We start from the raw sequence: 21171 nt of genomic DNA, 5'->3' as shown, positions 1-21171 counted from the left end.
AATGCCTCCTGCTTCCACTATCGCCCAGTCTGATGGCTGTCGCGGCGCGCTCGTTCGAGGAGAGGGTCGGCTGGGGTGGGCCAGCGTCGCTTGCGCTGCATGCCGCCTGTCTTGCCCTGCTTCTGATCTATCTGCCGAAACCGCGGACTTTTCGTACGCCGCCTGAAGACAGCGTCAGCGTGGAAATCGTGCCTGCTGCTACTCAAGCCGAGCCCGCAGCACCGCCTGCAGACATCAGGCCGCAGCCGCAGCAAGCGCCCGCCGTGCCACTTGCGCCTCCTGCTGCGGATCAGCCGGGCAGGGTGCTGGTGCCACCGGTGATCAAACCGGCTCCGGCCCCGGGTGCGCTGGTTTCGGCACGGCAGCTTTTCTCTGGTGGCGTGCTCAGCGATCCCCGCAGCAAGAAGGCGCGGGCGGCATTGCGGCAGCTCTCCGGTGACGAGCGCAATCTGCAGCTCTGCGGTCTCGAGGCGATGGAGCAGGTTCGCAGGACGCGGCCCAGCAGCAATCCGGACGCGATCGTGCCCTATGCGATGGCGCCGGAGCGGATCAGGGGCGGGAGCATCGAGGTGAAAGGCGGCGCATTTCGCAGCAAGCGCCTCTGGTACACGATCCGCTTCAGCTGCGAGGTCGACGAGGGCTCGGGAGCGGTGCGCTCCTTTGCCTTCGCGATCGGCGATGCCATTCCGAAGGATTTGTGGCGGGAGCACAATCTGGTTGCCGATGACGGGGCGGCGGACTGAGCTCTTCACGGCAAATTGCCGGGAAATCGTGCCCCTTTTCCTTTTGCGGCTTGATGCTGCCTGCTTTTGACGCCACATCGGCATCACGTGGTTTAATGGTGGCATGCAGAAGCTAACGAACAAGCGTTTGGCAGGGATCAGTTCAGGTGTGGCGGCGTCGATCGCGCTGCATGCCCTGGTCGCGGCCGTCCTGTTGTTCAAGATGCCGCTGCCGCAGACGGAGCCGGAGAAGGAGGAGGCCGTACAGGTCGATCTCGTGCCGCCGCCGGAGGAAAAGAAGGAAGAGCCGAAGCCGGAAGAGAAGAAGTCGGAAGAGCAGGCGAAGAAGGAGGAGCCGCCTCCACCGCCGCCGCCGGAGGAGAAAAAGCCCGAGGAGAAGGCAAAGGCAGAGCCGCCTCCGCCGCCCCCTGAAGAAAAGAAGGCTGAAGAGAAGAAGGCGGAAGAGCCGAAACCCGAGGAAAAGAAGCCGGAGGAACAGGCAAAGCAGAAGCCACCACCTCCGCCGCCACCACCGCCTCCGCCTCCGCCGGAAGAGAAGAAAGCCGAGCAGCCGAAAGCCGAGCAGCAAGCAGAGAACAAGCAGGCCGATGGCAAGCAGGGGCAGGGTGCGCCGATGCCGGTTCTGAAACCCGTGTTCCAGTTCGGCGACAAGGATAGTGGTCCGAAGAAATCCGACGCTGGCAATTCGTCCACAGGCGAAGTGAAACCGGCGACCAGCGCGCCCGACCACAAGGACGAGACCGGCGAGCCGAAGCCCGCAGCCGATGCCGGCGACAAGCCGGATGCGCCGAAGGAGCCGCCGGCCAAGCCCGTGCCTGACGATATCGATCTGCCGCAGGTGGATATCGCCGACGCGCATTCGCAGAATAATGCGCCTGCCGTCGATGCTGCCGGCGAGGCCGTGACCAGCATCGAGCAGGCAAAGCCGGTCGAGCAGAAACCGACCGAGCCGGACAAGCCGGATGCGCCGAAGAAGGATGAGCTTGCCGAGGCGAAGACGCTGTTTTCGCCTGACGAGAGCGATGACCCCGTGGCGCGGACGGCGATGCTCGGCATTCCCCGCGGACGGCGTGCGGCACAGCTCTGCAGCACCGAGCTTCGTGAGCAGCTGGTGCATGGATCGCCCGCCTACCGGCCGGTGATCGTGCCGATGTATGGGCTCGCCAAGGGCACGGTGCTCGACGTCAAGCGCGGCGCCTTCCGGACCGCCGAGACCTGGTACGACGTGCAGTTCCGCTGCGAGGTCAACGAGGACGCGACGGCAATCGTTTCCTTCGCGCTCGATGTCGGCAGTGCGGTGCCGCGCAGCCAGTGGCGCAGCAGGCGCTTCCCGGAATAGGGTCAGCCCTGCGCAAGACAGCCCTCCTATTCTTCCTCCATCGCCGATGTTGCGGTGAATGAAAGGACGATGACATGTCGAACGATATCGAGCACTACCTCGAAACCCAGGATGAGGCCGTCGCCCTCCGTTTCCTCGAAAACAAGTCGGACGAACTGACCGATATCCTGGTCGCAGCCCTTGAAGACGCGCTGCTGATCCTCTCCGAAGAATTCGGACCGCAGACGGTCCACTGATCGGCAATCTTGCGCTGCAGCCCGCGGGCTGGCACTCTTCCGTTTGAGAGGAGTGTGGCATGGATGGCGGTTTCAGGATGCACCGCTCGGCGGTATCCGGTGTCGAGGCCGTCGAGGCTGCGACGGGCCGGAGCTTCTCCCGCCATACGCACGAGCAGTTCGGCATCGGGCTGATCCATCGCGGCGCGCAGAAATCGCTCAGCGGCCGCGGCATGGTCGAGGCTGAAGCGGGCGATGTCATCACCGTCAATCCGAACGAGGTGCATGACGGCATGCCCGTCGGCGATGCGCGCGCCTGGCGCATCCTCTATTTCGATCCTGACATGTTTCTGAGCCTGGCTGCCGAGGCGGCCGAGGGCTCTTCGATGCGTTTCGAGATCCCGCAGCCCGTCATGCGCGACGGCGCGATCGCCCGGCGCTTTCAGGCGCTGTTTGCGGCTGTCACCGGCGAAGCGGACGAGATGCGCTCGGAGGAGCTGCTGCTCGGCCTGACGTCGGATATTTTGCGCGAGGGTAGCGAGGTGGAGGCCGATCAGTCACTTCCGTCCTCGGTAGCGCGTGCCCGCGATCTCATCGATGACGATCCCTCCGGGGATATCTCGCTTGCCCGGATGGCGCGCGAAAGCGGCCTCAGCCGCTTCCAGCTCGTTCGCGCCTTCAGCAGGGCGACGGGGCTGACGCCGCATGCCTATCTGGTGCAGGCGCGGGTACATCTGGCGCGGCGGCTGATCGGCGCGAGGATGCCGCTTGCCGAGGTTGCTGCCGCCAGCGGCTTTGCCGACCAGAGCCACATGACCCGGGCATTCACGGCGCGTTATGGCCTGGCGCCCGGCGTCTATGCCCGCGGCCGCTCCTGAGCCTGCAATTTCCTTCAAGACCGCAGCGACCCTTTGGCGTCATCTCGCTCCCGATCCAGGGGAGTTCTCATGACACGGAAACAACAGGGCTACATCTATCTGACGCTGGCAATGACGACGGTGGGCAGCACTGTCATCGCCAGCAAGCTGATCTCGGCGGGACTGCCGCCATTCACGGCAACGGCGCTGCGGTTTGCCGTGGCCTTTCCGTGCTTCATGCTGCTGATGCGGTTGACCGGCGCCCGGCTGCCGAAGCTTTCTCGGCATGACTGGATCATTCTTGTCATTCAGGCGGCGGCTGGAAGCGTTGGTTATACGACGCTGCTGATCTCGGGCCTGTCGATGACGTCGGCTGCCAATGCAGGGGTGATCATCGGTACGCTGCCGGTGGTTTCGGCTGGGATCTCGATCCTGCTGCTGCGCGAGCGGCCGGACCGTTTCCTGCTGCTCGCGATCGGGCTTGCGGCGGCGGGCGTCTTCTCGATCGTGCTGGCGCCGGGGGCGGGCGACGGGTCTCTGCGCGGTGATATCGTCATCTTCGGTGCGGTGCTCTGCGAGGGGCTGTTCATCCTGCTCAACAAGCGGCTGAGAACGGAGATCGCGCCGCTGGTGCAATCGACGCTGATGACGGCGATCGGCTTCTGTGCGGCTGCCATTCCGGCGGTCTTCGAAAGCCATGCGTTCCCGGCCGCGTCCTCGGCGGCATTGCTCTCCGTCGTCTATTACGCGCTGGTGCCGACGGTTGCCGGTTTCATGCTCTGGTATGCGGGAGCGGAGAGGGTGAGCGGGGCGGAGGCCTCGCTGTTTACGGCGATCGCGCCGGTCTCGGCGGTGATCTTCGCCTTCCTGCTGCTTGGTGAGCCGGTCGGGCTGCATCAGATCGCGGGCATCGGCTGCGTGCTGGCGGCGGTATTGGGGCTTGCCCTGAATGGCAGGCACAGGCGCCCGGCCTAGCCCTTGCGGAAATGGGCGCGGTAGTCGCGCGGCGTCATGCCTTTTTCGGCGCGGAACTGGCGATTGAAATTGGCAAGCGAGACATATCCCACGGCATCGGCGATATGGGCGATGGGCTGGTTCGTCGAGGAGAGGCGGGCGCAGGCATCGCCGATCCGCATGCGGATCAGATAGTCGCTGACCGTCGTGCCGGTGTGGCGCCGGAACATGCGGTGCAGGCCGGAGACGCTGAGCGCCGCGATATCGGCGAGCTCCTCCAGCGTCACCGGCCCGGCATAGTGGACATGCAGATGGGTGAGCACGCGGTCGATGCGCTCGCGGCTTTCCTGCAGCGCCGGCTGATGGCCGGGCGCGCTGGCGAGCGGCACGGCCTGGCGGTCGGCGGCGACCTGGCCGAGGATGGCGAGCAGCGACAGCAGGCGCTCGGCCGGTTCACGGTCGAAGATCGTCTCGAATTCGGCGCGGACGGCTTCTCCGGTCTGGCGGGAGAACTGCAATCCGTTCTGGCCGCGGGCCATCAGCTGCTCGATCGGCCTGAGCTCGACTGCGCCCGCCGTCATCTGCCGCATCCATTCGGGATGGAACCACAGAACCAAGGCGCGATGTGGCTTGCCGGGGTCGAGTTTTTCGCGCGAGGCCCAGGTATGGGGCAGGTTGGGGCCGACCAGCACGAGGTCGCCATCCTCATATTCGCCGGTGTGATCGCCGATGAAGCGCTGCCCGGCCGAGTTCAGCGTCAGCGTCAGCTCGAATTCCGGATGGTGATGCCATTCGAAGGGAATGGCATCGTCGAGCCGCCGGTTGAGCATCGGCCAACTGGTATCGGATTGCCGGGGCAGGACTTCGAGAAATGCTCTCATCGGGCGCCATACTGATTGAAGACGCCAGAATAATATCACAAGGCGCCAAATGCGGGCAACATCGCCGCGCGCTTGCGGCTACACTCCTCTCATCGCCTGACAGTACAGGGATTAGCGCAATGGGAGAGACACATGCAGCAGGCAGCAGCCATCAAGCGCGACGCGCATCCGACCACTTCGTCGAGCACCACGCAGCTCAAGGATATCAAGAAGAAGCTTCCGCTTCGCGTTCTCTCGGAGGAGGACTGGCAGCATTGGACCAAGAAGGGTTACGTCATTGTCCGTCAGGCGGTGCCTGCGGAGAATGTCGAGCGGCTTGTGGAGGTGCTCTGGCGTTTTGACGAGAAGGACCCGAACGATCCTTCCACCTGGTACGCGCCGCAGCGCCGCGAACACAAGATGACGGAACTCAACAACACCGGCATGCTGGAGATCTACAATCACCAGGCGTTGTGGGACAACCGGATGGAAAAGCGCGTCTATGACGTGTTCGTCGATATCTGGGACCGCGAAGACCTGTGGGTGACGATCGACCGCGCCAACCTGAACCCGCCGAAGAAGGTCAAGGGCAATCCGAACGGCTTCATCCACTGGGACGTCGATACCTCGATCGACCCGCTGCCGATCGGCGTGCAGGCGGTGCTGAGCCTCAAGAAGCAGGACGGCGATGTCGGCGGCTTCCAGTGCGTTCCCTATCTCTTCGAGCATTACGACGACTGGGTGAAGACGCAGCCTGAAGATCGCGATCCGATGCATCCTGACATGACCGGTCTTTCGACCGAGAATATCAGCATGGAGCCGGGCGACCTGATGATCTTCAATTCGCTGCTCGCCCACGGCGTTCGCCCCAACCACTCCGAAAGCCGCGTCCGCATGGCGCAGTATATCTCCATGCATCCGGCGGAATTCGACAATGCCGAAGAACGCGAAGAGCGCATCCGCCTCTGGCGCGAACTCGACAGCCCGAAGCGCGACGCCTTCCCGGGCGACCCGCGCGAATGGGAAAAGCACAATGCGACCACGGCGGAACTGACACCGCTCGGCCGCAAGCTGCTCGGGTTGGATCGCTGGAGTTGATGGCGCGGGAGCGCCACTGATCTTAATGCAGAAGGGGGCGCCTCTCAGGCGCCCCCTCTTTGCGTGACGGAAGCAGGAATGACCGAGATGTAGTGCCTGCGGCCCCCTCATCCGGCCCCTTGGGCTATCTTCTCCCCGCTGGGGAGAAGGGATGCCGGAGCCGCAGCGTTCGCTTCCCCTCTCCCCTCTGGGAGAGGGTAGGGTGAGGGGGCTCCGGGTGCGGTCTATCAATTGCCGGTTTGTCGCGATCGATGAGGGAAAAGAGCGAAGGCGGTTTAATCCTGCATCCGCCCCTTGGGCATCCGACACATCCTCCCTATCTCTCCAGTCACACCCATTGGAGATCCCCGATGTCAGGCAAGCCCATCAAGATTCCCGGACCCGATCATCCGATCAGCGTCGAGCGCAATCCGGCGCGCGTTGTCGTCAAGCTTGGCGGCAAGGTGATTGCCGATACGCATGATGCGTTGACGCTGCGGGAGGCGTCCTATCCGCCGGTACAGTATATTCCGCGCAAGGACGTCGACATGTCGCTGCTGTCGCGCACCGATCATTCCACCCATTGCCCATACAAGGGAGATGCGTCCTATTACAGCATCGTGCCGGGTGGAGAGCGGTCGAAGAACGCGATCTGGACCTATGAGACGCCCAATCCGGCGGTTTCCGGAATCAGGGATCACATGGCTTTCTATCCCGACCGCGTCGATTCCATCGAGGAATTGCAGGCGCCTGAAGCAGGCCAGTTCTGACAGGAAGAACGCGCGGCCCGCGAGGACCGCGCGCCTGATTTAGTCGTTGGTGCGGACCAGACAGCGCACCAGGCCTTCCAGCGAGACGCGGCCGGCCGGCATGCCGTTTTCGCCGGTGACGGTTGCCTGCGTCACGTTGTTTTCCGTCATCACGCGCATGCCTTCCTCGACATTGTGGCTGCCGGGAATGCGGACCGAGGATTCACCGGCAGGATTGCTCAGCGGCTCCATCAGCGCATCGATGCGGATGACGCGGCCGCGGTTCACTTCCCTGACGAAGGCCTCGATATAGTCGTTTGCCGGGTTGAGGACGATATCGGCCGCAGTGCCCTGCTGGATGACCTCGCCGTCGCGCAGGATGGCGATCTTGTCGCCGAGGCGCAGCGCCTCGTCGAGGTCGTGGGTGATGAAGACGACGGTCTTCTTCAGCTCCTTCTGCAGGTCGAGAAGAACGGTCTGCATGTCGACGCGGATCAGCGGATCGAGCGCCGAATAGGCTTCGTCCATCAGCAGGATATCCGCATCGTTGGTCAGCGCGCGGGCGAGGCCGACGCGCTGCTGCATGCCGCCGGAAAGCTGGTTCGGGTAGTGGTTGGAGAAGCCCTCCAAACCGACCCGCTTGATCCAGATATCGGCGCGCGCCTCGCGTTCGGATTTCGGCACGCCCTGGATCTCCAGGCCGTAGACGGTGTTCTGCAGCACCGTGCGGTGCGGCAAGAGGCCGAACTTCTGGAAGACCATCGCCGTCTTGTGGCGGCGGAATTCGCGCAGCTCTTCCTCATTCATCTTGCAGACGTCGGTGCCGCCATAGAGCACTTCGCCCGATGTCGGGTCGATCAGGCGGTTGATATGGCGGATCAGCGTCGACTTGCCGGAGCCGGAGAGGCCCATGATGACGGTGATGCTGCCGCCGGGGATGCTGATGTTGATGTCCTTGAGGCCGAGGACGTGGCCGTGCTCCTTGTTGAGCTCGGTCTTCGACATGCCCTTGGTGACGGCTTCCACGAAGTCGCGGCCGCGGGGGCCGAAGATCTTGTAGAGACTGCGGATTTCGATCGATTGACTAGCCATGCACGATTTCCCGGTGCTTCTGCAGGCGCAGACCGTAAGCCTGGCTGATGCGGTCGAAGATGATGGCGATGCCGACGATGGCGAGACCGTTGAAGACGCCGAGGGTGAAATACTGGTTGGCGATCGCCTTCAGCACCGGCTGTCCCAAGCCCTGGACGCCGATCATCGAGGCGATGACGACCATGGCGAGCGCCATCATGATCGTCTGGTTGATGCCGGCCATGATGGTCGGCAGCGCGAGCGGCAGCTGGACGTTGCGCAGTTTCTGCCAGCTGGAGGAGCCGAAGGCGTCGGCAGCTTCCAGCACATCCTTGTCGACCATGCGGATGCCGAGATTGGTGAGGCGGATCATCGGGGGCAGGGCGTAGATGACGACGGCGATGACGCCGGGCACGCGGCCGATGCCGAGCAGCATGACGACCGGGATCAGGTAGACGAAGCTCGGCATGGTCTGCATGACGTCGAGCACCGGATTGACGATGCCCTGCATGCGGTTCGAGCGCGACATGCCGATGCCGATCGGAATGCCGATGACGATCGAGAGCACCGTACAGACGAAGATCATCGACACGGTTTTCATCGTATCCTGCCACATGTCGAACCAGCCGATCAGGAGCAGGGTGATGACGCAGCCGATGACGATCTTCCAGCTGCGGCTGGCGAGCCAAGCAATGCCGGCGACGGCCAGTATGACCACCGGCCACGGCGCACCGGTCAGCAGTCGTTCGGCCCAGATCAGAAAGCTCTGCAACGGGCTGAAGAGGGTTTCGATGCCGTCGCCATAGGCGCGGGTAAAGCCGCGAAAGCCTTCATCCACGGCCCTTTTCAGGTCGCGCAGCATGTCGTCGTTCATCGTCGGAAATTTCCAAAGCCAATCCATGTCGGTCCCCATGGCAAAAGCAGCGGCGGCCCATTCTTGTTATGGCCGTCGCTTGAAAACATCGGGCGGGCGGCGCCTTGCTGTCAAGGCGCCGCCCGCTTGCGAGATTTGAGGGATCAGAGAGAAGCCTTGATCTTTTCGGCTACGTCAGGGGAGACCCACTTCGTCCAGAGATCTTCGTTCTCCTTGAGGAAGTGCTTTGCACCGTCTTCACCGGTTGCCTGGTTGTCGCTCATCCAGGCGATCAGCTTGTTGACCGTGTCGTTGGTCCAGGCGCGCTTGTTGAGGTAGTCCATGGCGGGACCGGCGCGATCGGCAAAGGTCTTGCTGACGAGGGTCTGGACGTCGTCGGCCGGCCAGGCGTTCGGCTTCGGATCGGCGCAGTCGGCAACCGAGGTGCAGCGCTTCCATTCGGCGGCGTCATAATCGACGCCGAAGCCGAGCTTCACCATCTCGTACTTGCCGAGAAGCGAGGTCGGAGCCCAGTAATAGCCGACCCACGGCTGCTTGCCTTCATAGGCCTTGGCGATCGAGCCATCGAGACCTGCGGCAGAGCCGGTATCGACCAGCGTGAAATTGGCCTTGTCGCCGCCGTTCGCCTTGAAGAGCTGCGTGGTAACGACGGTGCCGCCCCAGCCCTGCGGGCCGTTGAAGACGGCGCCCTTGCTCTTGTCCTCAGGAGCCGGGAAGAGTTCGGGATGCTTGAAGAGGTCAGGGATGGTCTTGATATCAGGATGGGCGTCGGCGATGTACTTGGGAATCCACCAGCCCTGGATGGCGCCATCGGAGAGAATCTTGGCAGCGGCGACGACCTTGCCGCCTTCGAGACCGCGCTTGACGAGCTCGGGCTGCAGGCTGACCCAGGCTTCCGGCGCGATGTCCGGCTCGCCCTTTTCAGCCATGGAGGTCAGGGTCGGGACGGTGTCGCCGGTGACGATTTCGGCGGTGCAGCCGTAACCGGATTCGAGAATGACCTTGTCGAGATTTGCAGCAACTTCGGCAGACTGCCAGTTCATGCTTGCAATGGTGACGTTGCCGCATTCAGCAGCGGAAGCCGCGCCGCCCATAGCCATGAGGCCGGCAGCGAGGACGGTTGAAGCCAAAAGTGCTTTCATTTTTTTGTTCCCTCTGGTCGCGGTGTGACGTGAACCCGGGCGCTGGCAGCACCGCGTCCGCCAGCAGGTCTATTGAGCCTGCATAGGGCGTCCAAGCGCCATTCCGATTGCGTCAGAATATGGCGCATTGACGCATTCTTTCAACGATTGCTTAAATGCCTTGTCGCGATCGGAACAATCGTCCCGTATGACCCGAAACGGTGGTGCACTTTCGCCGCAGTTGACATCCGGTTCATAGAGGCAGAACAGGGGCTTATAAAATTCCTATCAATGGCCCGTGGGTTCCGCCGGCCGGAAGTATCCAATGGACACAGTTCACGCTCCTCGGGATAGCGTTCTCAAGCATCCCGGCTACCTCAATTTCGCCGCCTCCCGGGTCTTCTCGTCGCTTTCGTTCCAGTGTGCCGCGGTCGCCATGGGCTGGATGATCTACGACAAGACGCATAGCGCCTTTGCGCTGGCGCTCGTCGGCTTCTGCCAGTTCCTGCCGATGGTCATCCTGACCTTCGTGGTCGGCCATGTCGCCGACCGTTTCGACCGCCGGCGCATCGGCCTGATCTGCCAGCTGATCGAGGCTGCGACGGCCGCGGTGCTCGCCGTCGCCGTCTGGCAGGACTGGCTGACACCCGCCGGTATCCTCGTTGCGGTGACGATCATGGGCGCGACCGTCGCCTTCGAGCGGCCGACGATGGCGGCACTGCTGCCTAATATCGTGCCGTCCTCGATGCTGCAGCGGGCTGTGGCAACCTCGACCTCGATGATGCAGACGGCGCTGATCATCGGCCCGTCGCTGGGCGGTCTGCTCTATGGCGCCCATCCGGTTGCACCCTTTGCCGTCGCTGCGGTGATGTTCACGGCCGCCAGCATCAACGTCATCTCGATCCGCATGACCTGGACGCCGTCGAAGCGCGAGCCGGTGACGCTGAGCTCGGTCTTTGCCGGTGTTTCCTTCATCAAGAGCCGGCCGGTGATGCTCGGCACGATCTCGCTCGATCTTTTCGCCGTCCTGCTCGGCGGCGCCACTGCGCTGCTGCCGATGTTTGCGCGCGATATCCTGCATGCCGGCCCCTGGGGGCTCGGCCTGCTGCGCGCCGCACCGGCGATCGGGGCGCTGGCGATGTCGATCGTGCTGGCGCGGCGGCCGCTGACCAGCAACGTCGGCAAAAAGATGTTCGGTGCCGTTGCGGTCTTCGGTCTCGCGACGATTGTCTTTGCGGTCTCCACCAATATCGCGCTCTCGGTCGCGGCACTGCTTGTCGTCGGCGCCTCCGATACGGTCAGCGTGGTGGTGCGCAGCTCACTCGTCCAGCTCTTGACGCCGGACGAGATGCGCGGGCGCGTCAATGCGGTGAACTCGCTGTTCATCGGCACGTCCAACCAGCTCGGCGAATTCGAATCCGGCATGCTGGCGGGCTTCATGGGGCCGGTCGCGGCCGGGATCATCGGCGGCGTCGGCACGATTGCCGTCGTGCTCCTGTGGACGCGTCTGTTCCCCGATCTCGCCAAGGTGAAGACGCTGCAGGGATAGCCGTTCCGCGTTTTTTCTTTTTCCGGTCTGTCGGTTTGACGGGACGTCATTCGTCCTATGTCCATCGACAGACGATAAGGAGGAAGAGACATGGCTTATGTGGATGGCTTCATCGTTCCCGTGCCGAAGGACAAGCTCGAGGCCTACAAGGAATTCTCCGCCTATGCCGGAGCGATCTGGAAGGAGTTCGGCGCCCTCGAATATGTCGAATGCGTCGGCGACGACGTGCCCTATGGCGAGGTGACGTCCTTTCCGCGGGCGGTGCATCTCAAGGAAGACGAGATCGCCGTGTTTTCCTGGATCCTCTATCCGTCCCGCGAGGTGCGCGACGAGATCAACAGGAAGGTGATGGCCGATCCCAGGCTCGAAGGCGACAAGTGGCAGATGCCATTCGACGGCAAGCGGATGATCTATGGCGGCTTCAAGGAGCTGCTGCGCCTCTAGACGCCATTGACATCGGGCATGCGGCGCGACAGGTGAGCCGGAGCTGATAACCGGAGCCTGCCGCATGCCAGTCACCTCGATCACGGTCGCGACCCGCGGCCAGGGCCTCTACGAATTCACCGATGAGGCGGTCGCCTTCGTGCGGGCGCAGGATGCGGAGGAGGGGCTGCTGACGGTCTTCGTGCGGCATACGTCCTGCTCGCTGCTGATCCAGGAAAATGCCGATCCGGATGTGCGCACCGATCTCAAAGCCTTCTTCGCCCGCCTCGTACCGCCATCGTCCGATCCGTCGATGCGTTGGATCGTTCACACGATGGAAGGGCCTGACGATATGCCCGCCCATATCAAGTCGGCGCTGACGCAGGTGTCGATCGGGATCCCCGTTCTCAACGGCAGGTTGGCGCTCGGGACATGGCAGGGGATCTATCTTTTCGAACACCGCGACCGGCCCCATCATCGCGAAATCGTGTTTCATTTCAGTGGCTGAACTGAATCTGAATGCGCAATTCGAACACCATTCAGAATTAGCTCTCTATTGTCGAATCATCCCCGCAAGGGAGTTCGACTGCACATTGAAACGAGGAAAACCCCACATGACCAACTTTATTGCCAAGGCTTCCTTCGCGGCATTGCTTGCCATCGCCTCCATTCCGTTCGGCACGACTGCTGCGTCGGCAGCAAGCCCTGACCGCGGCGCTATCGTCGATGTGCAGTATCGCCCGCCGATGCGCGGTTGCTCGCCGATGGAAGCCGTGCGCAAGGCACGTTGGACTGGTCTGCGCGATGTTCGCGTGACCGCCGTGACGCCTCGCCGCGTTGTGGTGTCCGGCCGTGACCGCCGCGGCTGGGACAGAATGACCTTTGCGAACGTTCGCGGTTGCCCGCTGATCCGCCGCTAACAGTAGCAGCCGCCGGTCTCCCCGGATGCGGCGGCACAGAACCGCCCTTTGCCAAGGTCTCCCCGGATTGCGGCAAGGGCGGTTTCTTTATGCCCTGAAACGAAAAAAGCCTCGCACGGGCGAGGCTGAGTTCTAGGCCGCCTCGGGGAAAAGAAGAGGCGACGGGGAGTTATCTAGTACCCCGCGGTACGGTTGCAAAGGACACTTTTGTCTATTCCGGTACGCTTTTGCTTCATTCATTCTGATGCTGGTATCAAGAATGCTGATAGCTCCCGGAAGCCGGGCTTTACGCTCGAATGAACAGGGCTCCCACGAGCCCGAAAACTGCGATCGATTGCAGGATGAACATCGGCAGCTGGTCAGACATGGTTCCCTCCCGTGGGGCGATGCGGAGATGTTCTGTTTGTCGGGAGACCCGGGCTCCGCTTCTGCCGGGCCTCCGTCATGCCGTCAGCGGCAGCGCTTGACCGTCTTGGTGACGGTGCGCTCGCCATTGTCATGCGTGACGCTCTTGGTCACGCAACGATCGCGTTCGCGGTAGGCGCCGATGGCGACGCCGCGGTCGCTGATCCTGATGCTCGGGCGGACTTCGCCGCGGTCTTGCGTATAAACGCGCTTCTTGACCGTGACCGTATCGGCCATGGCCGGAACGCTGAAGGTGAATGCTGCCACCGCAGCCATCGTAGCACAAATCATCTTTCGCATTATCGAATACCTCCGTTTTAGCGATGGAGAGGGAACGGCGGGTTCTCCTGTCGGTTCCGGGCGGCGGATAACCTTCGGGAACAGGCTGTTACGGAAATTTAGGGCTGCAGGAGGGAACCCGGATTGATCGCAACAGGCGAAAGACGGCGCGAAACGCTTGTCCGCGGCGGTGCGTTGGTGATAGCGTAATATTTCTTGGAATATAACGCTTCGGGTTCGATATGCCGCCTCTGGCCGATTACAGCCGACCAAAGACAATCTCGTCCAGTGAGCTTTCGCTGCTTGCCGGGGGCAGGCCGCAGGCGCCAAATGCCGTGAAGGCGCAGCGGCGCAAGACCTGGGAGATCTCGCCGACCTTCCATTGCTCGATCATCGGCACCTGCCTGACGGCAGCCGAATTGCGCCAGTTGATCGTCAAGCTCGGCGATGCCGACGCGAAGACGGCCAGCGATCACGCCCTGCATGGCCGCGGCGTGCGTGCCGCCGGTCAGCGCGATATTGCCGGCAAGCTGTTGAACAAGGCGCTGGACCGGCGCCATGAGACGGTGCTCAAGCGCTTCGCGCGGCTGACGACGGCGGCGGAGCTCCGGGCGATGTGGGATGCCTGCCTCGACGAGGGCGAGATCTCCGGCGCCTATTGGGCCGTCATCAGCCATCCCGCCACCGATCATGCGCTGCTGCAGGACGTGTTCGGCGAGGTGCATATGCTCTCGCATCTGGTCGGCAGTTCGAGCCGCCTGGATTTGGCGCGGTTGCGCGCGCTGCAGAATGAAGTGGCGGTCAAGGACGAGAAGATCGCCCGGCAGGAAGAGCGGCTGCGGTCTTCCGCCGAGGAGCGGAGCATGCTTCAGCGCAGGATCGACGCGCTCGAGGATATCGTCGTCAGGGTCAACGCGGTGAAGGCGAGCCAGGCTCCGGAGGCGGCTGGTGCCGTCGAGGCCGCGGTACTGGAAAAGCTGGAGGCTGCGCGCGAGCGGACCGAGGCGCTGGAGCGGCGCCTGGCGGAGACCGAGGCGCAACTGCGCGCGGCCGCAAAGCGCGAGGCTGCCGCTGCCGAGGATAATGCCGCGCTGCTGCGAGAGAACCATGGCCTGGAGCAGGCGTTCTCCGGCGTTACAGAACACGGCGCCACGCAGTCCATGTCGCTGGCTGGAACGGTGGTCCTTTATGTCGGCGGGCGGAAGAACCTGTTCGACCGGCTGCGGAGCTTTGCGGCGCGGGCAGGGGTGGACCTGATGTTTCATGATGGCGGCATGGAGGAGGCGACGTCGCTGTTGCCCGGGCTCGTTGCCCAGAGTGCAGTGACTGTGTTTCCCGTCGATTGCGTCAGCCATTCGGCCGCGGGCATCGTCAAGCGCCATTGCCGGGATGCGGGCAAACCGTTCCTGCCGTTGCGCTCGGCCAGCCTTGCGAGCTTCATCGCGGCGCTCGGAGACATATCGGATCTGCTCGCCGAGCGCGACGATGCCGACGTGCCGCGCCGGAGCGCATCGGCATGAGCAATCTCGGACTGAGCCTGCCGCGAAGCATTTCGCTTCGAGAGCAGGTGACGGATACGCTGCGTCACTCCATCCTGTTCGGCACGCTGAAGCCCGGCCAGAAGCTGATCGAGCGGCAGATCTGCGAGGAGATGGGCATCAGCCGCACCGTTCTGCGCGAGGCGCTGCAGCACCTCGATGCCGAGGGGCTGCTGATCAACGGGCGGCGGGGCCGCTCGGTCGTTGCCATCGGTATGCAGGAGGCGCGCGAGATCGACGACACGCGCCAGGCGCTGGAGCGGCTGATTGCCGAGAGCTTTACCCGCAATGCCGGAAAGGCGGAGATCGCCGAGTTGCGCGTGCTGCTTTCCGCCATGGAAACGGCTGATGACGAGCGCGAGGCGCTGATCAAGGAGACGGAATTCTTCGCGCGGCTGGCCGATGGCTGCGGCAACAAGGTGGCAGCCGGGTTCTTCCGGCAGCTTAGCGGCCGCGTGGTGATGCTGCGCGGTGTTACGGAACGGGACGGTGCGGACCGGAGGCAGCGGACGGCCGGAATCCGGGCGATCGTCGAGGCGATCGATGCCGGTGATGCGGAAAAAGCCGGCACTCTTTGCGCATCGCGTGCGGCGGCGGGTGCCACTTATCGGTAAAGTGGAACCTTTTGACGCAGTTCGCGTTACTCCTCGACAGGAGGACACCCATGACAAACGACTTCAACAGACCAAACCCGACTTCGCCTCCGGGCGAACGCCGTTCGTCGATGACGATGTGGATCGGCATTGCCGCGGCGATTGTGATCATTGCACTGGCTGCGACCTACTGGCCGCGGTCGGGTCCGGCACCGGCGACAGCGCCTGCCGGGGAGACGTCGACAACGACGACTCCTGCTGCACCGGCGACCCCGCCGGCGACCTCGACCGCACCGGCAACGCCGCCTGCGGCAGAGCCTGCAGCCCCGGCAACGCCGCCTGCCGCCGCACCGGCGCCCGCAGCGCCTGCTCCGGCAGCCCCCGCACCGGCAACGCCGCAATAACCCCGCAAGGCAACGCCTCACTGACAATGAAAAGCCCGGTCTCAACGCCGGGCCTTTTCTTTCTCCACGCTCCGGCGGTGGTTCGCCATTTCTGCCAGAAGGGCAGGATATGATCCGCCGTCAGCGGCGCCATTGGCAGATCGCCCGGTGCGGCCGGTGACACCCAGGCGATTTCGTCGATCTCGCCGCCAACTGTGATTTTCGGATCGTCGATGGTGATCAGGAAGAGATCGGCATGGACGCGGTGATGCGGTTCGTTTGCGGCGATCGCCTGGAATTCGCCGATCGGCTGCAAGGCATCCTGCTCGACGCTCAGGCCGATCTCCTCGTGCAGTTCCCTGATCAGGGCCGCCTCCGGCGTCTCGCCGGGCTCGATCTTACCGCCGGGCTGCATGAAGACTTCGGTGCCGTTCTTGCGCACCAGAAGCACGTCGCCATTGCGGCGCGCGATCAAGGCGGCGGCGATTTTGATGACTTTCATCGCTTGCTGTCTCCCGGCTCTATCGTCTCGTCCTCTCCGGGATAGCCACTCGCGGCGGCTGACGCAATGAGGTCAGGCGTTTTGACAAGCGCCGTCTGCGGCGGCTAAGGTCGCCGCAAATCACGGAGGAAAACCCATGAAAATCAGCGCGCGCAACCGTCTCAAGGGCAAGGTCGTCGAAGTCACCAAGGGTGCAACGACGGCGCATGTGCGGATCGATATCGGCAATGGCGCCATCGTGACCGCCTCGATCACCAACGAGGCCGTCGACGAGCTCGGCCTGAAGGCCGGCGGCGAGGCCTATGCCGTCGTCAAGGCCTCCGACGTCATGGTCGCCGTCGACTGACCGGCGTCAGGCTTTCTGGCAATAATGCGCACTGCCGCCGTCGCCGGTCTCGAAGTCGCCCTTTTGCGGCGGCGCGATCGGTTTGAACAGCGTGCGGTCCGGCTTGAGGTCGAGGAGCGGCGTGCCGTCGAGGCAATCGAGGCCGCGTACCAGCAGTGCGCCATCCTCGATGCTCTCCAGCTTGACGATCGAGGTGCCGATCGGGTTCGGCCGCACAGGTGAGCGCAGGGAAAACGTGCCGTGCACCTTGCCGTTGCTCGCCGGGCTCTGCAGCACCAGATCGCGGCGGGAGCGATCGAGCCAGTAGAGCACTTCCAGCCGCTCGAATGCCTCGACGCCCTTCAGCGCCGGGATCCATGGCTCGAAGATCTCGATCCGGCAGACGGGGCCGTCGTGGCGACCCTGCCGCGGCGTTTCCATGCGCGATGTCCAGGGTGTGCGGATGCTGCCGATGAAGACGAGGCCGGCATCGCGCGCCTCCGGCGGATCAATCGCCACTTCGTTTTCCCGGAGTTCGTTTTCGCGGACCATCGTCTTTCCTTTCTAGAGCGAGAAGCGGTCGAGGCGCGGGGCGCAGATGCGGGCGCTGCCCTCGAGCTCGCCGATCACGACATCGATATCGTAGAGTTCCTTGAGTGCCTTCGGCGTCAGCACCTCGGCGGGCGGGCCGAGTGCCGCGAGCTTGCCTTCGTTGAGAAGCGCCACGCGGTCCGCAGCCAGGAAGGCGTGATCGGGATTGTGGGTCGAGAGCACGATCGACAATCCCTTTCGGGCAAGGGCGCGGATATGGGCGAGCACCCGCATCTGGTTGCCGTAGTCGAGGCTTGCCGAGGGTTCGTCCATCACCAGGATTTCGGGCTCCTGTGCCAAGGCGCGGGCGATCAGCACCAGCTGCCGTTCGCCGCCGCTGATCTCGGTATAGGGCTTGGAGGATAGGCCAGACATGCCGAGGCTTTCGAGCGCAGTTGTCGCCACCTGCCGGTCGCGGCGCGAGGGCATCGCGAAGGGGGCGATGCGGGCGGCGCGGCCCATCAGCACGACATCGAGAACGGAGAAGGGGAAGAGGGCGGCATGGGCCTGCGGCACATAGGCGATGCGCGTGGCCCGCTCCCGGCGCGGCCAGGAGGACAGCGGCTTTCGGTCGAGCAGGATCTCGCCGGCCTTGACGGGCAGGAGGCCGAGCATGGTCTTGAACAGCGTCGTCTTGCCGGCGCCGTTCGGGCCGAGCAATGCCAGCACTTCGCCCGTCATCAGTGATAACGTCAGATCGCTGCCGACGATCCTGCTGCCATAGCCGAAGGCGAGGGACCGGAGATCGAGGCTCATTGCCAGCCTCGCTTCCCAGATGTCAGCAGCCAGAGGAAGAAGGGCGCGCCGACGACGGCGGTCAGGATACCGAGTGGGACTTCGATGGTGGCGATGCTGCGGGCGAGCATGTCGACAACAAGCAGATAGGCGGCGCCCGCGATCATCGAAGCCGGCAGCAGGCGGCGGAAATCGGGGCCGACCAGCATACGGGCGATATGCGGAATGATCAGGCCGATCCAGCCGACGATGCCGGTGATCGAGACGGTGGCGGCGGTGATCAGCGTGGCGCCGCAGACGAGGGCGAGGCGGGTGCGCCTGGTATCGACGCCGAGCGTCTGCGCTTCCTCGTCGCCGAGCGTCATGACATTCATCCGCCAGCGCAGCAGCACCAGCGGCAGCAGGCCGAGCAGGACGGCGGGGAGGATCGAGAGCACGTCGAAACGGGTGATGGCGGTCATGCTGCCGAGTAGCCAGTAGGTGATCGCCGGAAGCTGGTCATAGGGATCGGCAAGGATCTTGATCAGCGAAATCCCGGCTCCAACAAGCGCCTGGATGGCGATGCCCGCCAGAACCAGCGTCAGGGCCGGATCGCGGTGACGGACGGCCGCACCGATCGCATAGACCGCGGCGACCGAGAGCAGGCCACCGGCGAAGGCCAGCGCCTGGATGGCGAGGACCGGCAGCGACAGGAAGATGCCGAGAACTGCGCCGAGACTGGCGCCGACCGAGACGCCGAGAATATCGGGCGAGACCAGCGGATTGCGGAAGATCCCCTGATAGGTAGCGCCCGCAGCGGCTAGCGCCGCGCCGACGACGACAGCGGCGGCAACACGCGGCAGGCGGACATTCCAGAGCACGGTTGCCAGCACCGGATCGTCGGTCTTGCCACCGAAGAGCGGCTTGAGCGCTTCGACCAGCGGCTCGGGTCCGCCGCCGTATTTGCCGGTCATCATCGACAGCAGTGCGAGCAGCAGGAGACCGGCGAGGCTGAGCCAGATCCAGCGATGGCCCGGTGTCTCCGTCACTCCTGCTGTTTCTTCCGCCGTGGTCATTTCGATTGCGCGCCGGAGCCCTTCAGCAGCATCGCCAGCTGATCGTCCGTCAGGTCCACCTGATAGAAGAGCGTGAAGAACTCGCGCACGTCAGCCTTCAGGTCGCCGGTGAACTGCTTCGGATAGAAGAGATGCTCGAGCCAGCTGATGCCGATCAGCCGGTTGATGCCGGGCGGGGAGTCGAACCAGCCGAAGGGGAGGTTCGGGGTGACGAAGACGCGGTTGTTCTTGACCGCATCGAGGTCCTTCCAGAGCGGGTCGGACTTGACGCTGGCCGCGAATTTTCCCGAAGCGGCGAGGATGGTATCCGGCTTCCACGAGAGGATCTGTTCGAGCGAGACCTGGGTCAGGCCGCCTTTGCCGGCAGCCGCGGCGACATTGGTGGCGCCGACTGCACCGAGGATTTCGAGATTGATCGAGCCGGAAAGACCGGTCTCGAGGCCCTCCGGTCCGCGGCCGTAGTAGACGCGGGAGCGATCGCTTTCCGGGATCGAGGCGAGCTTGGTGTTGAGATCGGATATCTTCGCCTCGGCATAGGTCGCGAGCTTTTCGGCACGGTCGCCGGTGCCGAGGATGTCTCCGGCCTCGCGTAGCGTCTCGGCGCTGCGGGCGAAGCTGCCGTCGATCAGCACATAGGGAATGCCGGTCTGCGCCTGCACCTTGTCGGCAAGCGAGGCGTAGGTCGGGTTGACCGTGCCGACATCGATGATGATGTCGGGCTTTGCGGCGAGCACTGCTTCCATGTTGGCCGTGCCGCCCTTGCCGGTCAGCTGGCCGAAGGTCGGGAGATCGCGGACCGATGGCATCAGGAACTGCTTTTCGGCATCGCCCGGCTGGCGCACCCAGCCTGTGAGCTTGTCCGGAGCCAGCACATAGACGAGCACCGAAGCCGGCGGCCCGGCGGCCAGCACGCGCTTCACCGTATCGGGGATTTCGACCTTGCGGCCGGCGGCGTCGGTAATGGTCCGGGCCTGAGTTTCGGCCGCGGTCAGGCTGAGCGCGGCGAGGAGGAGGGCGGCGAAGAACTTCATGGCGGTTGGCGGCTCGCTTGGATCGGAACCGCACTATGGCATAGCGTTATATCTGTTGGAATATCTCCAGTTGCCGTGGAGAGACGCCGATCGGCCTTGAAGCGCGGGCGGGCAGACGCCTATATCTGGCGCAACAGGAAGGCAGGCATCAGATGTTTCAGACGGCAACGATCGATCACGCGAACAAGGCGGAATTCTACCGCGAGCTGGCGCAGCAGCTGGAAGCGCTGCTGACGGGCGAGAGCGACATGATCGCCAATGCGGCGAATACCTCGGCACTGATGTTCCAGATGATGCCGGAGCTGAACTGGGCGGGGTTCTATCTTCTGAAGAGCGAGGGCGAGCTGGTGCTCGGGCCGTTCCAGGGCAAGCCTGCCTGCGTGCGTATTCCGGTCGGGAAGGGCGTTTGCGGCACGGCGGTGGAGCGGAAGAGCTCCGTATTGGCCGAGGACGTGCATGCCTTCCCAGGCCATATCGCCTGCGATGCCGCGTCGCGTTCGGAGCTTGTCGTGCCTTTGATCCATGAGGGACGCGTCATTGGCGTCATCGATCTCGACAGCCCGGTGCCGTCGCGTTTCGATGCCGAGGATCAGGCCGGCATCGAAAAGCTCGCGGCAATCTTCATCGCCGCGAGCTTCTGATTGTTACATCCGCCGCTGGCGGCTGAGGGATGAGCCGTTGGCAAGGCGTGCGCCATCCGGCGCGCGCAGGCCGCGGTGCTTGCTTGTGAACACCCATTCGACATTGCCGGGCTCGAACGGGCGGCGGGGATTGCGCAACGCCAGTTGGCGCTCGGCGAGGCGGCGGGGCAGGCTGTCCATCATATCGTTGATGAAGGCGTCCGGGGATTCCCGCCAGCGGGGCGCGACAGCCACGTCGAGGCCGCCATAGCGCGAGAAATCCGGGTGTCTCGGGGAATAGCAGGCGCCGATCATCCACGCATGCTGCGATTTCAAAAAACGTTCTTTCAGGGTCATTCCGT

General features: G+C 63.8%; 26 protein-coding genes. 15 read left to right on the top strand and 11 right to left on the bottom strand.

Features of this window, described 5'->3' with window-relative positions; translation table 11 throughout:
- Positions 1-32: 32 nt before the first annotated feature.
- From ABIE40_RS12715 to ABIE40_RS12695, 5 genes are all read left to right on the top strand, one after another.
- On the top strand, positions 33-743 hold the full coding sequence (locus ABIE40_RS12715) for a DUF930 domain-containing protein (protein WP_199626946.1): 711 nt from the start codon (positions 33-35) through the stop codon (positions 741-743).
- Positions 744-846: 103 nt separating this feature from the next.
- Positions 847-2082, top strand: a complete 1236-nt coding sequence (locus ABIE40_RS12710; RefSeq protein WP_199626944.1) for a DUF930 domain-containing protein — start codon at positions 847-849, stop codon at positions 2080-2082.
- A gap of 74 nt (positions 2083-2156) precedes the next feature.
- Positions 2157-2318 (top strand): hypothetical protein, encoded by a 162-nt coding sequence (locus ABIE40_RS12705; protein WP_199626942.1) that lies wholly within the window; start codon positions 2157-2159, stop codon positions 2316-2318.
- Between the two features lie 59 nt (positions 2319-2377).
- Positions 2378-3175 (top strand): AraC family transcriptional regulator, encoded by a 798-nt coding sequence (locus tag ABIE40_RS12700; protein WP_199626940.1) that lies wholly within the window; start codon positions 2378-2380, stop codon positions 3173-3175.
- Positions 3176-3244: 69 nt separating this feature from the next.
- Positions 3245-4129 carry a DMT family transporter gene (locus ABIE40_RS12695; protein ID WP_199626938.1) on the top strand — a complete coding sequence of 295 codons (885 nt, stop codon included), beginning with the start codon at positions 3245-3247 and terminating at the stop codon, positions 4127-4129.
- On the opposite strand, the gene ABIE40_RS12690 is transcribed toward ABIE40_RS12695, so the two are convergent.
- Positions 4126-4989, bottom strand: a complete 864-nt coding sequence (locus ABIE40_RS12690; RefSeq protein ID WP_199626936.1) for a helix-turn-helix domain-containing protein — start codon at positions 4987-4989, stop codon at positions 4126-4128. The genes ABIE40_RS12695 and ABIE40_RS12690 overlap by 4 nt on opposite strands.
- 132 nt (positions 4990-5121) lie before the next feature.
- On the opposite strand from ABIE40_RS12690, the gene ABIE40_RS12685 reads away from it, so the two are divergent.
- Positions 5122-6066, top strand: coding sequence for a phytanoyl-CoA dioxygenase family protein (locus tag ABIE40_RS12685; RefSeq protein WP_199626934.1), 945 nt, complete (start codon positions 5122-5124; stop codon positions 6064-6066).
- Between the two features lie 350 nt (positions 6067-6416).
- Positions 6417-6815 carry a DUF427 domain-containing protein gene (locus tag ABIE40_RS12680; protein ID WP_199626927.1) on the top strand — a complete coding sequence of 133 codons (399 nt, stop codon included), beginning with the start codon at positions 6417-6419 and terminating at the stop codon, positions 6813-6815.
- Positions 6816-6854: 39 nt separating this feature from the next.
- On the opposite strand, the gene ABIE40_RS12675 is transcribed toward ABIE40_RS12680, so the two are convergent.
- From ABIE40_RS12675 to ABIE40_RS12665, 3 genes are all read right to left on the bottom strand, one after another.
- On the bottom strand, positions 6855-7886 hold the full coding sequence (locus tag ABIE40_RS12675) for a quaternary amine ABC transporter ATP-binding protein (protein ID WP_199626925.1): 1032 nt from the start codon (positions 7884-7886) through the stop codon (positions 6855-6857).
- Positions 7879-8766 carry an ABC transporter permease gene (locus tag ABIE40_RS12670; RefSeq protein WP_199626924.1) on the bottom strand — a complete coding sequence of 296 codons (888 nt, stop codon included), beginning with the start codon at positions 8764-8766 and terminating at the stop codon, positions 7879-7881. Before ABIE40_RS12670 ends, ABIE40_RS12675 begins: the two co-directional genes overlap by 8 nt.
- Before the next feature lie 116 nt (positions 8767-8882).
- Positions 8883-9881 (bottom strand): ABC transporter substrate-binding protein, encoded by a 999-nt coding sequence (locus ABIE40_RS12665; protein WP_112715639.1) that lies wholly within the window; start codon positions 9879-9881, stop codon positions 8883-8885.
- A 304-nt stretch (positions 9882-10185) separates the two neighbouring features.
- Here ABIE40_RS12665 and ABIE40_RS12660 point away from each other — a divergent pair, with 304 nt between their 5' ends.
- The 4 genes from ABIE40_RS12660 to ABIE40_RS12645 all read left to right on the top strand — a co-directional run bounded on the left by ABIE40_RS12660 (position 10186) and on the right by ABIE40_RS12645 (position 12752).
- Positions 10186-11409 carry an MFS transporter gene (locus ABIE40_RS12660; protein ID WP_199626922.1) on the top strand — a complete coding sequence of 408 codons (1224 nt, stop codon included), beginning with the start codon at positions 10186-10188 and terminating at the stop codon, positions 11407-11409.
- Between the two features lie 90 nt (positions 11410-11499).
- The gene (locus ABIE40_RS12655) at positions 11500-11853 is read left to right on the top strand and encodes a DUF1428 domain-containing protein (RefSeq protein WP_199626920.1); all 354 of its coding nucleotides are present in this window, start codon (positions 11500-11502) and stop codon (positions 11851-11853) included.
- A gap of 64 nt (positions 11854-11917) precedes the next feature.
- Positions 11918-12340, top strand: coding sequence for a secondary thiamine-phosphate synthase enzyme YjbQ (locus ABIE40_RS12650; protein WP_112715635.1), 423 nt, complete (start codon positions 11918-11920; stop codon positions 12338-12340).
- Between the two features lie 106 nt (positions 12341-12446).
- The gene (locus tag ABIE40_RS12645; protein WP_112715633.1) at positions 12447-12752 is read left to right on the top strand and encodes a hypothetical protein; all 306 of its coding nucleotides are present in this window, start codon (positions 12447-12449) and stop codon (positions 12750-12752) included.
- Between the two features lie 450 nt (positions 12753-13202).
- Here ABIE40_RS12645 and ABIE40_RS12640 read toward each other — a convergent pair whose 3' ends face one another.
- Positions 13203-13457 carry a hypothetical protein gene (locus ABIE40_RS12640; protein ID WP_199626918.1) on the bottom strand — a complete coding sequence of 85 codons (255 nt, stop codon included), beginning with the start codon at positions 13455-13457 and terminating at the stop codon, positions 13203-13205.
- Between the two features lie 314 nt (positions 13458-13771).
- Between ABIE40_RS12640 and ABIE40_RS12635 the strand changes: the two genes are divergently transcribed.
- Positions 13772-14956 carry a DUF2325 domain-containing protein gene (locus tag ABIE40_RS12635; protein WP_199626916.1) on the top strand — a complete coding sequence of 395 codons (1185 nt, stop codon included), beginning with the start codon at positions 13772-13774 and terminating at the stop codon, positions 14954-14956.
- Positions 14953-15588 (top strand): GntR family transcriptional regulator, encoded by a 636-nt coding sequence (locus ABIE40_RS12630; RefSeq protein WP_112715628.1) that lies wholly within the window; start codon positions 14953-14955, stop codon positions 15586-15588. The genes ABIE40_RS12635 and ABIE40_RS12630 overlap by 4 nt, the downstream gene beginning before the upstream one ends.
- A 147-nt stretch (positions 15589-15735) precedes the next feature.
- Here ABIE40_RS12630 and ABIE40_RS12625 read toward each other — a convergent pair whose 3' ends face one another.
- Complete coding sequence (locus tag ABIE40_RS12625) at positions 15736-16452, bottom strand: NUDIX hydrolase (RefSeq protein WP_199626914.1); 717 nt, start codon at positions 16450-16452, stop codon at positions 15736-15738.
- Positions 16453-16588: 136 nt separating this feature from the next.
- Between ABIE40_RS12625 and ABIE40_RS12620 the strand changes: the two genes are divergently transcribed.
- Positions 16589-16798 carry a TOBE domain-containing protein gene (locus tag ABIE40_RS12620; RefSeq protein ID WP_112715622.1) on the top strand — a complete coding sequence of 70 codons (210 nt, stop codon included), beginning with the start codon at positions 16589-16591 and terminating at the stop codon, positions 16796-16798.
- A gap of 6 nt (positions 16799-16804) precedes the next feature.
- Here ABIE40_RS12620 and tsaA read toward each other — a convergent pair whose 3' ends face one another.
- From tsaA to ABIE40_RS12600, 4 genes are read right to left on the bottom strand one after another with little or no spacing between them, the layout of a single operon-like run.
- Positions 16805-17329, bottom strand: coding sequence for a tRNA (N6-threonylcarbamoyladenosine(37)-N6)-methyltransferase TrmO (gene tsaA / locus ABIE40_RS12615; RefSeq protein WP_199626912.1), 525 nt, complete (start codon positions 17327-17329; stop codon positions 16805-16807).
- Positions 17330-17341: 12 nt separating this feature from the next.
- On the bottom strand, positions 17342-18124 hold the full coding sequence (locus ABIE40_RS12610) for an ABC transporter ATP-binding protein (RefSeq protein WP_199626905.1): 783 nt from the start codon (positions 18122-18124) through the stop codon (positions 17342-17344).
- Positions 18121-19158 (bottom strand): FecCD family ABC transporter permease, encoded by a 1038-nt coding sequence (locus tag ABIE40_RS12605; RefSeq protein WP_199626899.1) that lies wholly within the window; start codon positions 19156-19158, stop codon positions 18121-18123. Before ABIE40_RS12605 ends, ABIE40_RS12610 begins: the two co-directional genes overlap by 4 nt.
- A complete protein-coding gene (locus ABIE40_RS12600) occupies positions 19155-20189 on the bottom strand; it encodes an iron ABC transporter substrate-binding protein (protein WP_199626897.1) in 1035 nt (344 codons plus the stop codon). Before ABIE40_RS12600 ends, ABIE40_RS12605 begins: the two co-directional genes overlap by 4 nt.
- Positions 20190-20341: 152 nt before the next feature.
- On the opposite strand from ABIE40_RS12600, the gene msrC reads away from it, so the two are divergent.
- On the top strand, positions 20342-20830 hold the full coding sequence (msrC, locus tag ABIE40_RS12595; protein ID WP_199626895.1) for a free L-methionine (R)-S-oxide reductase MsrC: 489 nt from the start codon (positions 20342-20344) through the stop codon (positions 20828-20830).
- 3 nt (positions 20831-20833) lie between these two features.
- Here msrC and ABIE40_RS12590 read toward each other — a convergent pair whose 3' ends face one another.
- Positions 20834-21166: a hypothetical protein gene (locus ABIE40_RS12590; protein WP_112715610.1), complete on the bottom strand. Its 333-nt coding sequence runs from the start codon at positions 21164-21166 to the stop codon at positions 20834-20836.
- Between the last annotated feature and the right edge of the window lie 5 nt (positions 21167-21171).

Origin of the sequence: Rhizobium sp. OAE497, from assembly GCF_040546565.1 — a bacterium.
GTDB lineage: Bacteria > Pseudomonadota > Alphaproteobacteria > Rhizobiales > Rhizobiaceae > Rhizobium.
Note: the sequence above shows the minus strand (reverse complement) of the source record. Positions and strands in the feature narration are given on the sequence as shown.

What these genes read in the sequence shown, in the direction of transcription:
- ABIE40_RS12675 (WP_199626925.1), bottom strand. Translation starts at nt 7,886, where the DNA reads ATGGCTAGTCAATCGATCGAAATCCGCAGTCTCTACAAGATCTTCGGC.
- ABIE40_RS12715 (WP_199626946.1), top strand. Translation starts at nt 33, where the DNA reads ATGGCTGTCGCGGCGCGCTCGTTCGAGGAGAGGGTCGGCTGGGGTGGG.
- ABIE40_RS12705 (WP_199626942.1), top strand. Translation starts at nt 2,157, where the DNA reads ATGTCGAACGATATCGAGCACTACCTCGAAACCCAGGATGAGGCCGTC.
- ABIE40_RS12685 (WP_199626934.1), top strand. Translation starts at nt 5,122, where the DNA reads ATGCAGCAGGCAGCAGCCATCAAGCGCGACGCGCATCCGACCACTTCG.
- ABIE40_RS12700 (WP_199626940.1), top strand. Translation starts at nt 2,378, where the DNA reads ATGGATGGCGGTTTCAGGATGCACCGCTCGGCGGTATCCGGTGTCGAG.
- ABIE40_RS12665 (WP_112715639.1), bottom strand. Translation starts at nt 9,881, where the DNA reads ATGAAAGCACTTTTGGCTTCAACCGTCCTCGCTGCCGGCCTCATGGCT.
- tsaA (WP_199626912.1), bottom strand. Translation starts at nt 17,329, where the DNA reads ATGGTCCGCGAAAACGAACTCCGGGAAAACGAAGTGGCGATTGATCCG.
- ABIE40_RS12630 (WP_112715628.1), top strand. Translation starts at nt 14,953, where the DNA reads ATGAGCAATCTCGGACTGAGCCTGCCGCGAAGCATTTCGCTTCGAGAG.
- ABIE40_RS12600 (WP_199626897.1), bottom strand. Translation starts at nt 20,189, where the DNA reads ATGAAGTTCTTCGCCGCCCTCCTCCTCGCCGCGCTCAGCCTGACCGCG.
- ABIE40_RS12690 (WP_199626936.1), bottom strand. Translation starts at nt 4,989, where the DNA reads ATGAGAGCATTTCTCGAAGTCCTGCCCCGGCAATCCGATACCAGTTGG.
- ABIE40_RS12625 (WP_199626914.1), bottom strand. Translation starts at nt 16,452, where the DNA reads ATGAAAGTCATCAAAATCGCCGCCGCCTTGATCGCGCGCCGCAATGGC.
- ABIE40_RS12680 (WP_199626927.1), top strand. Translation starts at nt 6,417, where the DNA reads ATGTCAGGCAAGCCCATCAAGATTCCCGGACCCGATCATCCGATCAGC.
- ABIE40_RS12645 (WP_112715633.1), top strand. Translation starts at nt 12,447, where the DNA reads ATGACCAACTTTATTGCCAAGGCTTCCTTCGCGGCATTGCTTGCCATC.
- ABIE40_RS12640 (WP_199626918.1), bottom strand. Translation starts at nt 13,457, where the DNA reads ATGCGAAAGATGATTTGTGCTACGATGGCTGCGGTGGCAGCATTCACC.
- ABIE40_RS12590 (WP_112715610.1), bottom strand. Translation starts at nt 21,166, where the DNA reads ATGACCCTGAAAGAACGTTTTTTGAAATCGCAGCATGCGTGGATGATC.
- ABIE40_RS12710 (WP_199626944.1), top strand. Translation starts at nt 847, where the DNA reads ATGCAGAAGCTAACGAACAAGCGTTTGGCAGGGATCAGTTCAGGTGTG.
- ABIE40_RS12650 (WP_112715635.1), top strand. Translation starts at nt 11,918, where the DNA reads ATGCCAGTCACCTCGATCACGGTCGCGACCCGCGGCCAGGGCCTCTAC.
- ABIE40_RS12655 (WP_199626920.1), top strand. Translation starts at nt 11,500, where the DNA reads ATGGCTTATGTGGATGGCTTCATCGTTCCCGTGCCGAAGGACAAGCTC.
- ABIE40_RS12660 (WP_199626922.1), top strand. Translation starts at nt 10,186, where the DNA reads ATGGACACAGTTCACGCTCCTCGGGATAGCGTTCTCAAGCATCCCGGC.
- ABIE40_RS12695 (WP_199626938.1), top strand. Translation starts at nt 3,245, where the DNA reads ATGACACGGAAACAACAGGGCTACATCTATCTGACGCTGGCAATGACG.
- msrC (WP_199626895.1), top strand. Translation starts at nt 20,342, where the DNA reads ATGTTTCAGACGGCAACGATCGATCACGCGAACAAGGCGGAATTCTAC.
- ABIE40_RS12605 (WP_199626899.1), bottom strand. Translation starts at nt 19,158, where the DNA reads ATGACCACGGCGGAAGAAACAGCAGGAGTGACGGAGACACCGGGCCAT.
- ABIE40_RS12610 (WP_199626905.1), bottom strand. Translation starts at nt 18,124, where the DNA reads ATGAGCCTCGATCTCCGGTCCCTCGCCTTCGGCTATGGCAGCAGGATC.
- ABIE40_RS12620 (WP_112715622.1), top strand. Translation starts at nt 16,589, where the DNA reads ATGAAAATCAGCGCGCGCAACCGTCTCAAGGGCAAGGTCGTCGAAGTC.
- ABIE40_RS12670 (WP_199626924.1), bottom strand. Translation starts at nt 8,766, where the DNA reads ATGGATTGGCTTTGGAAATTTCCGACGATGAACGACGACATGCTGCGC.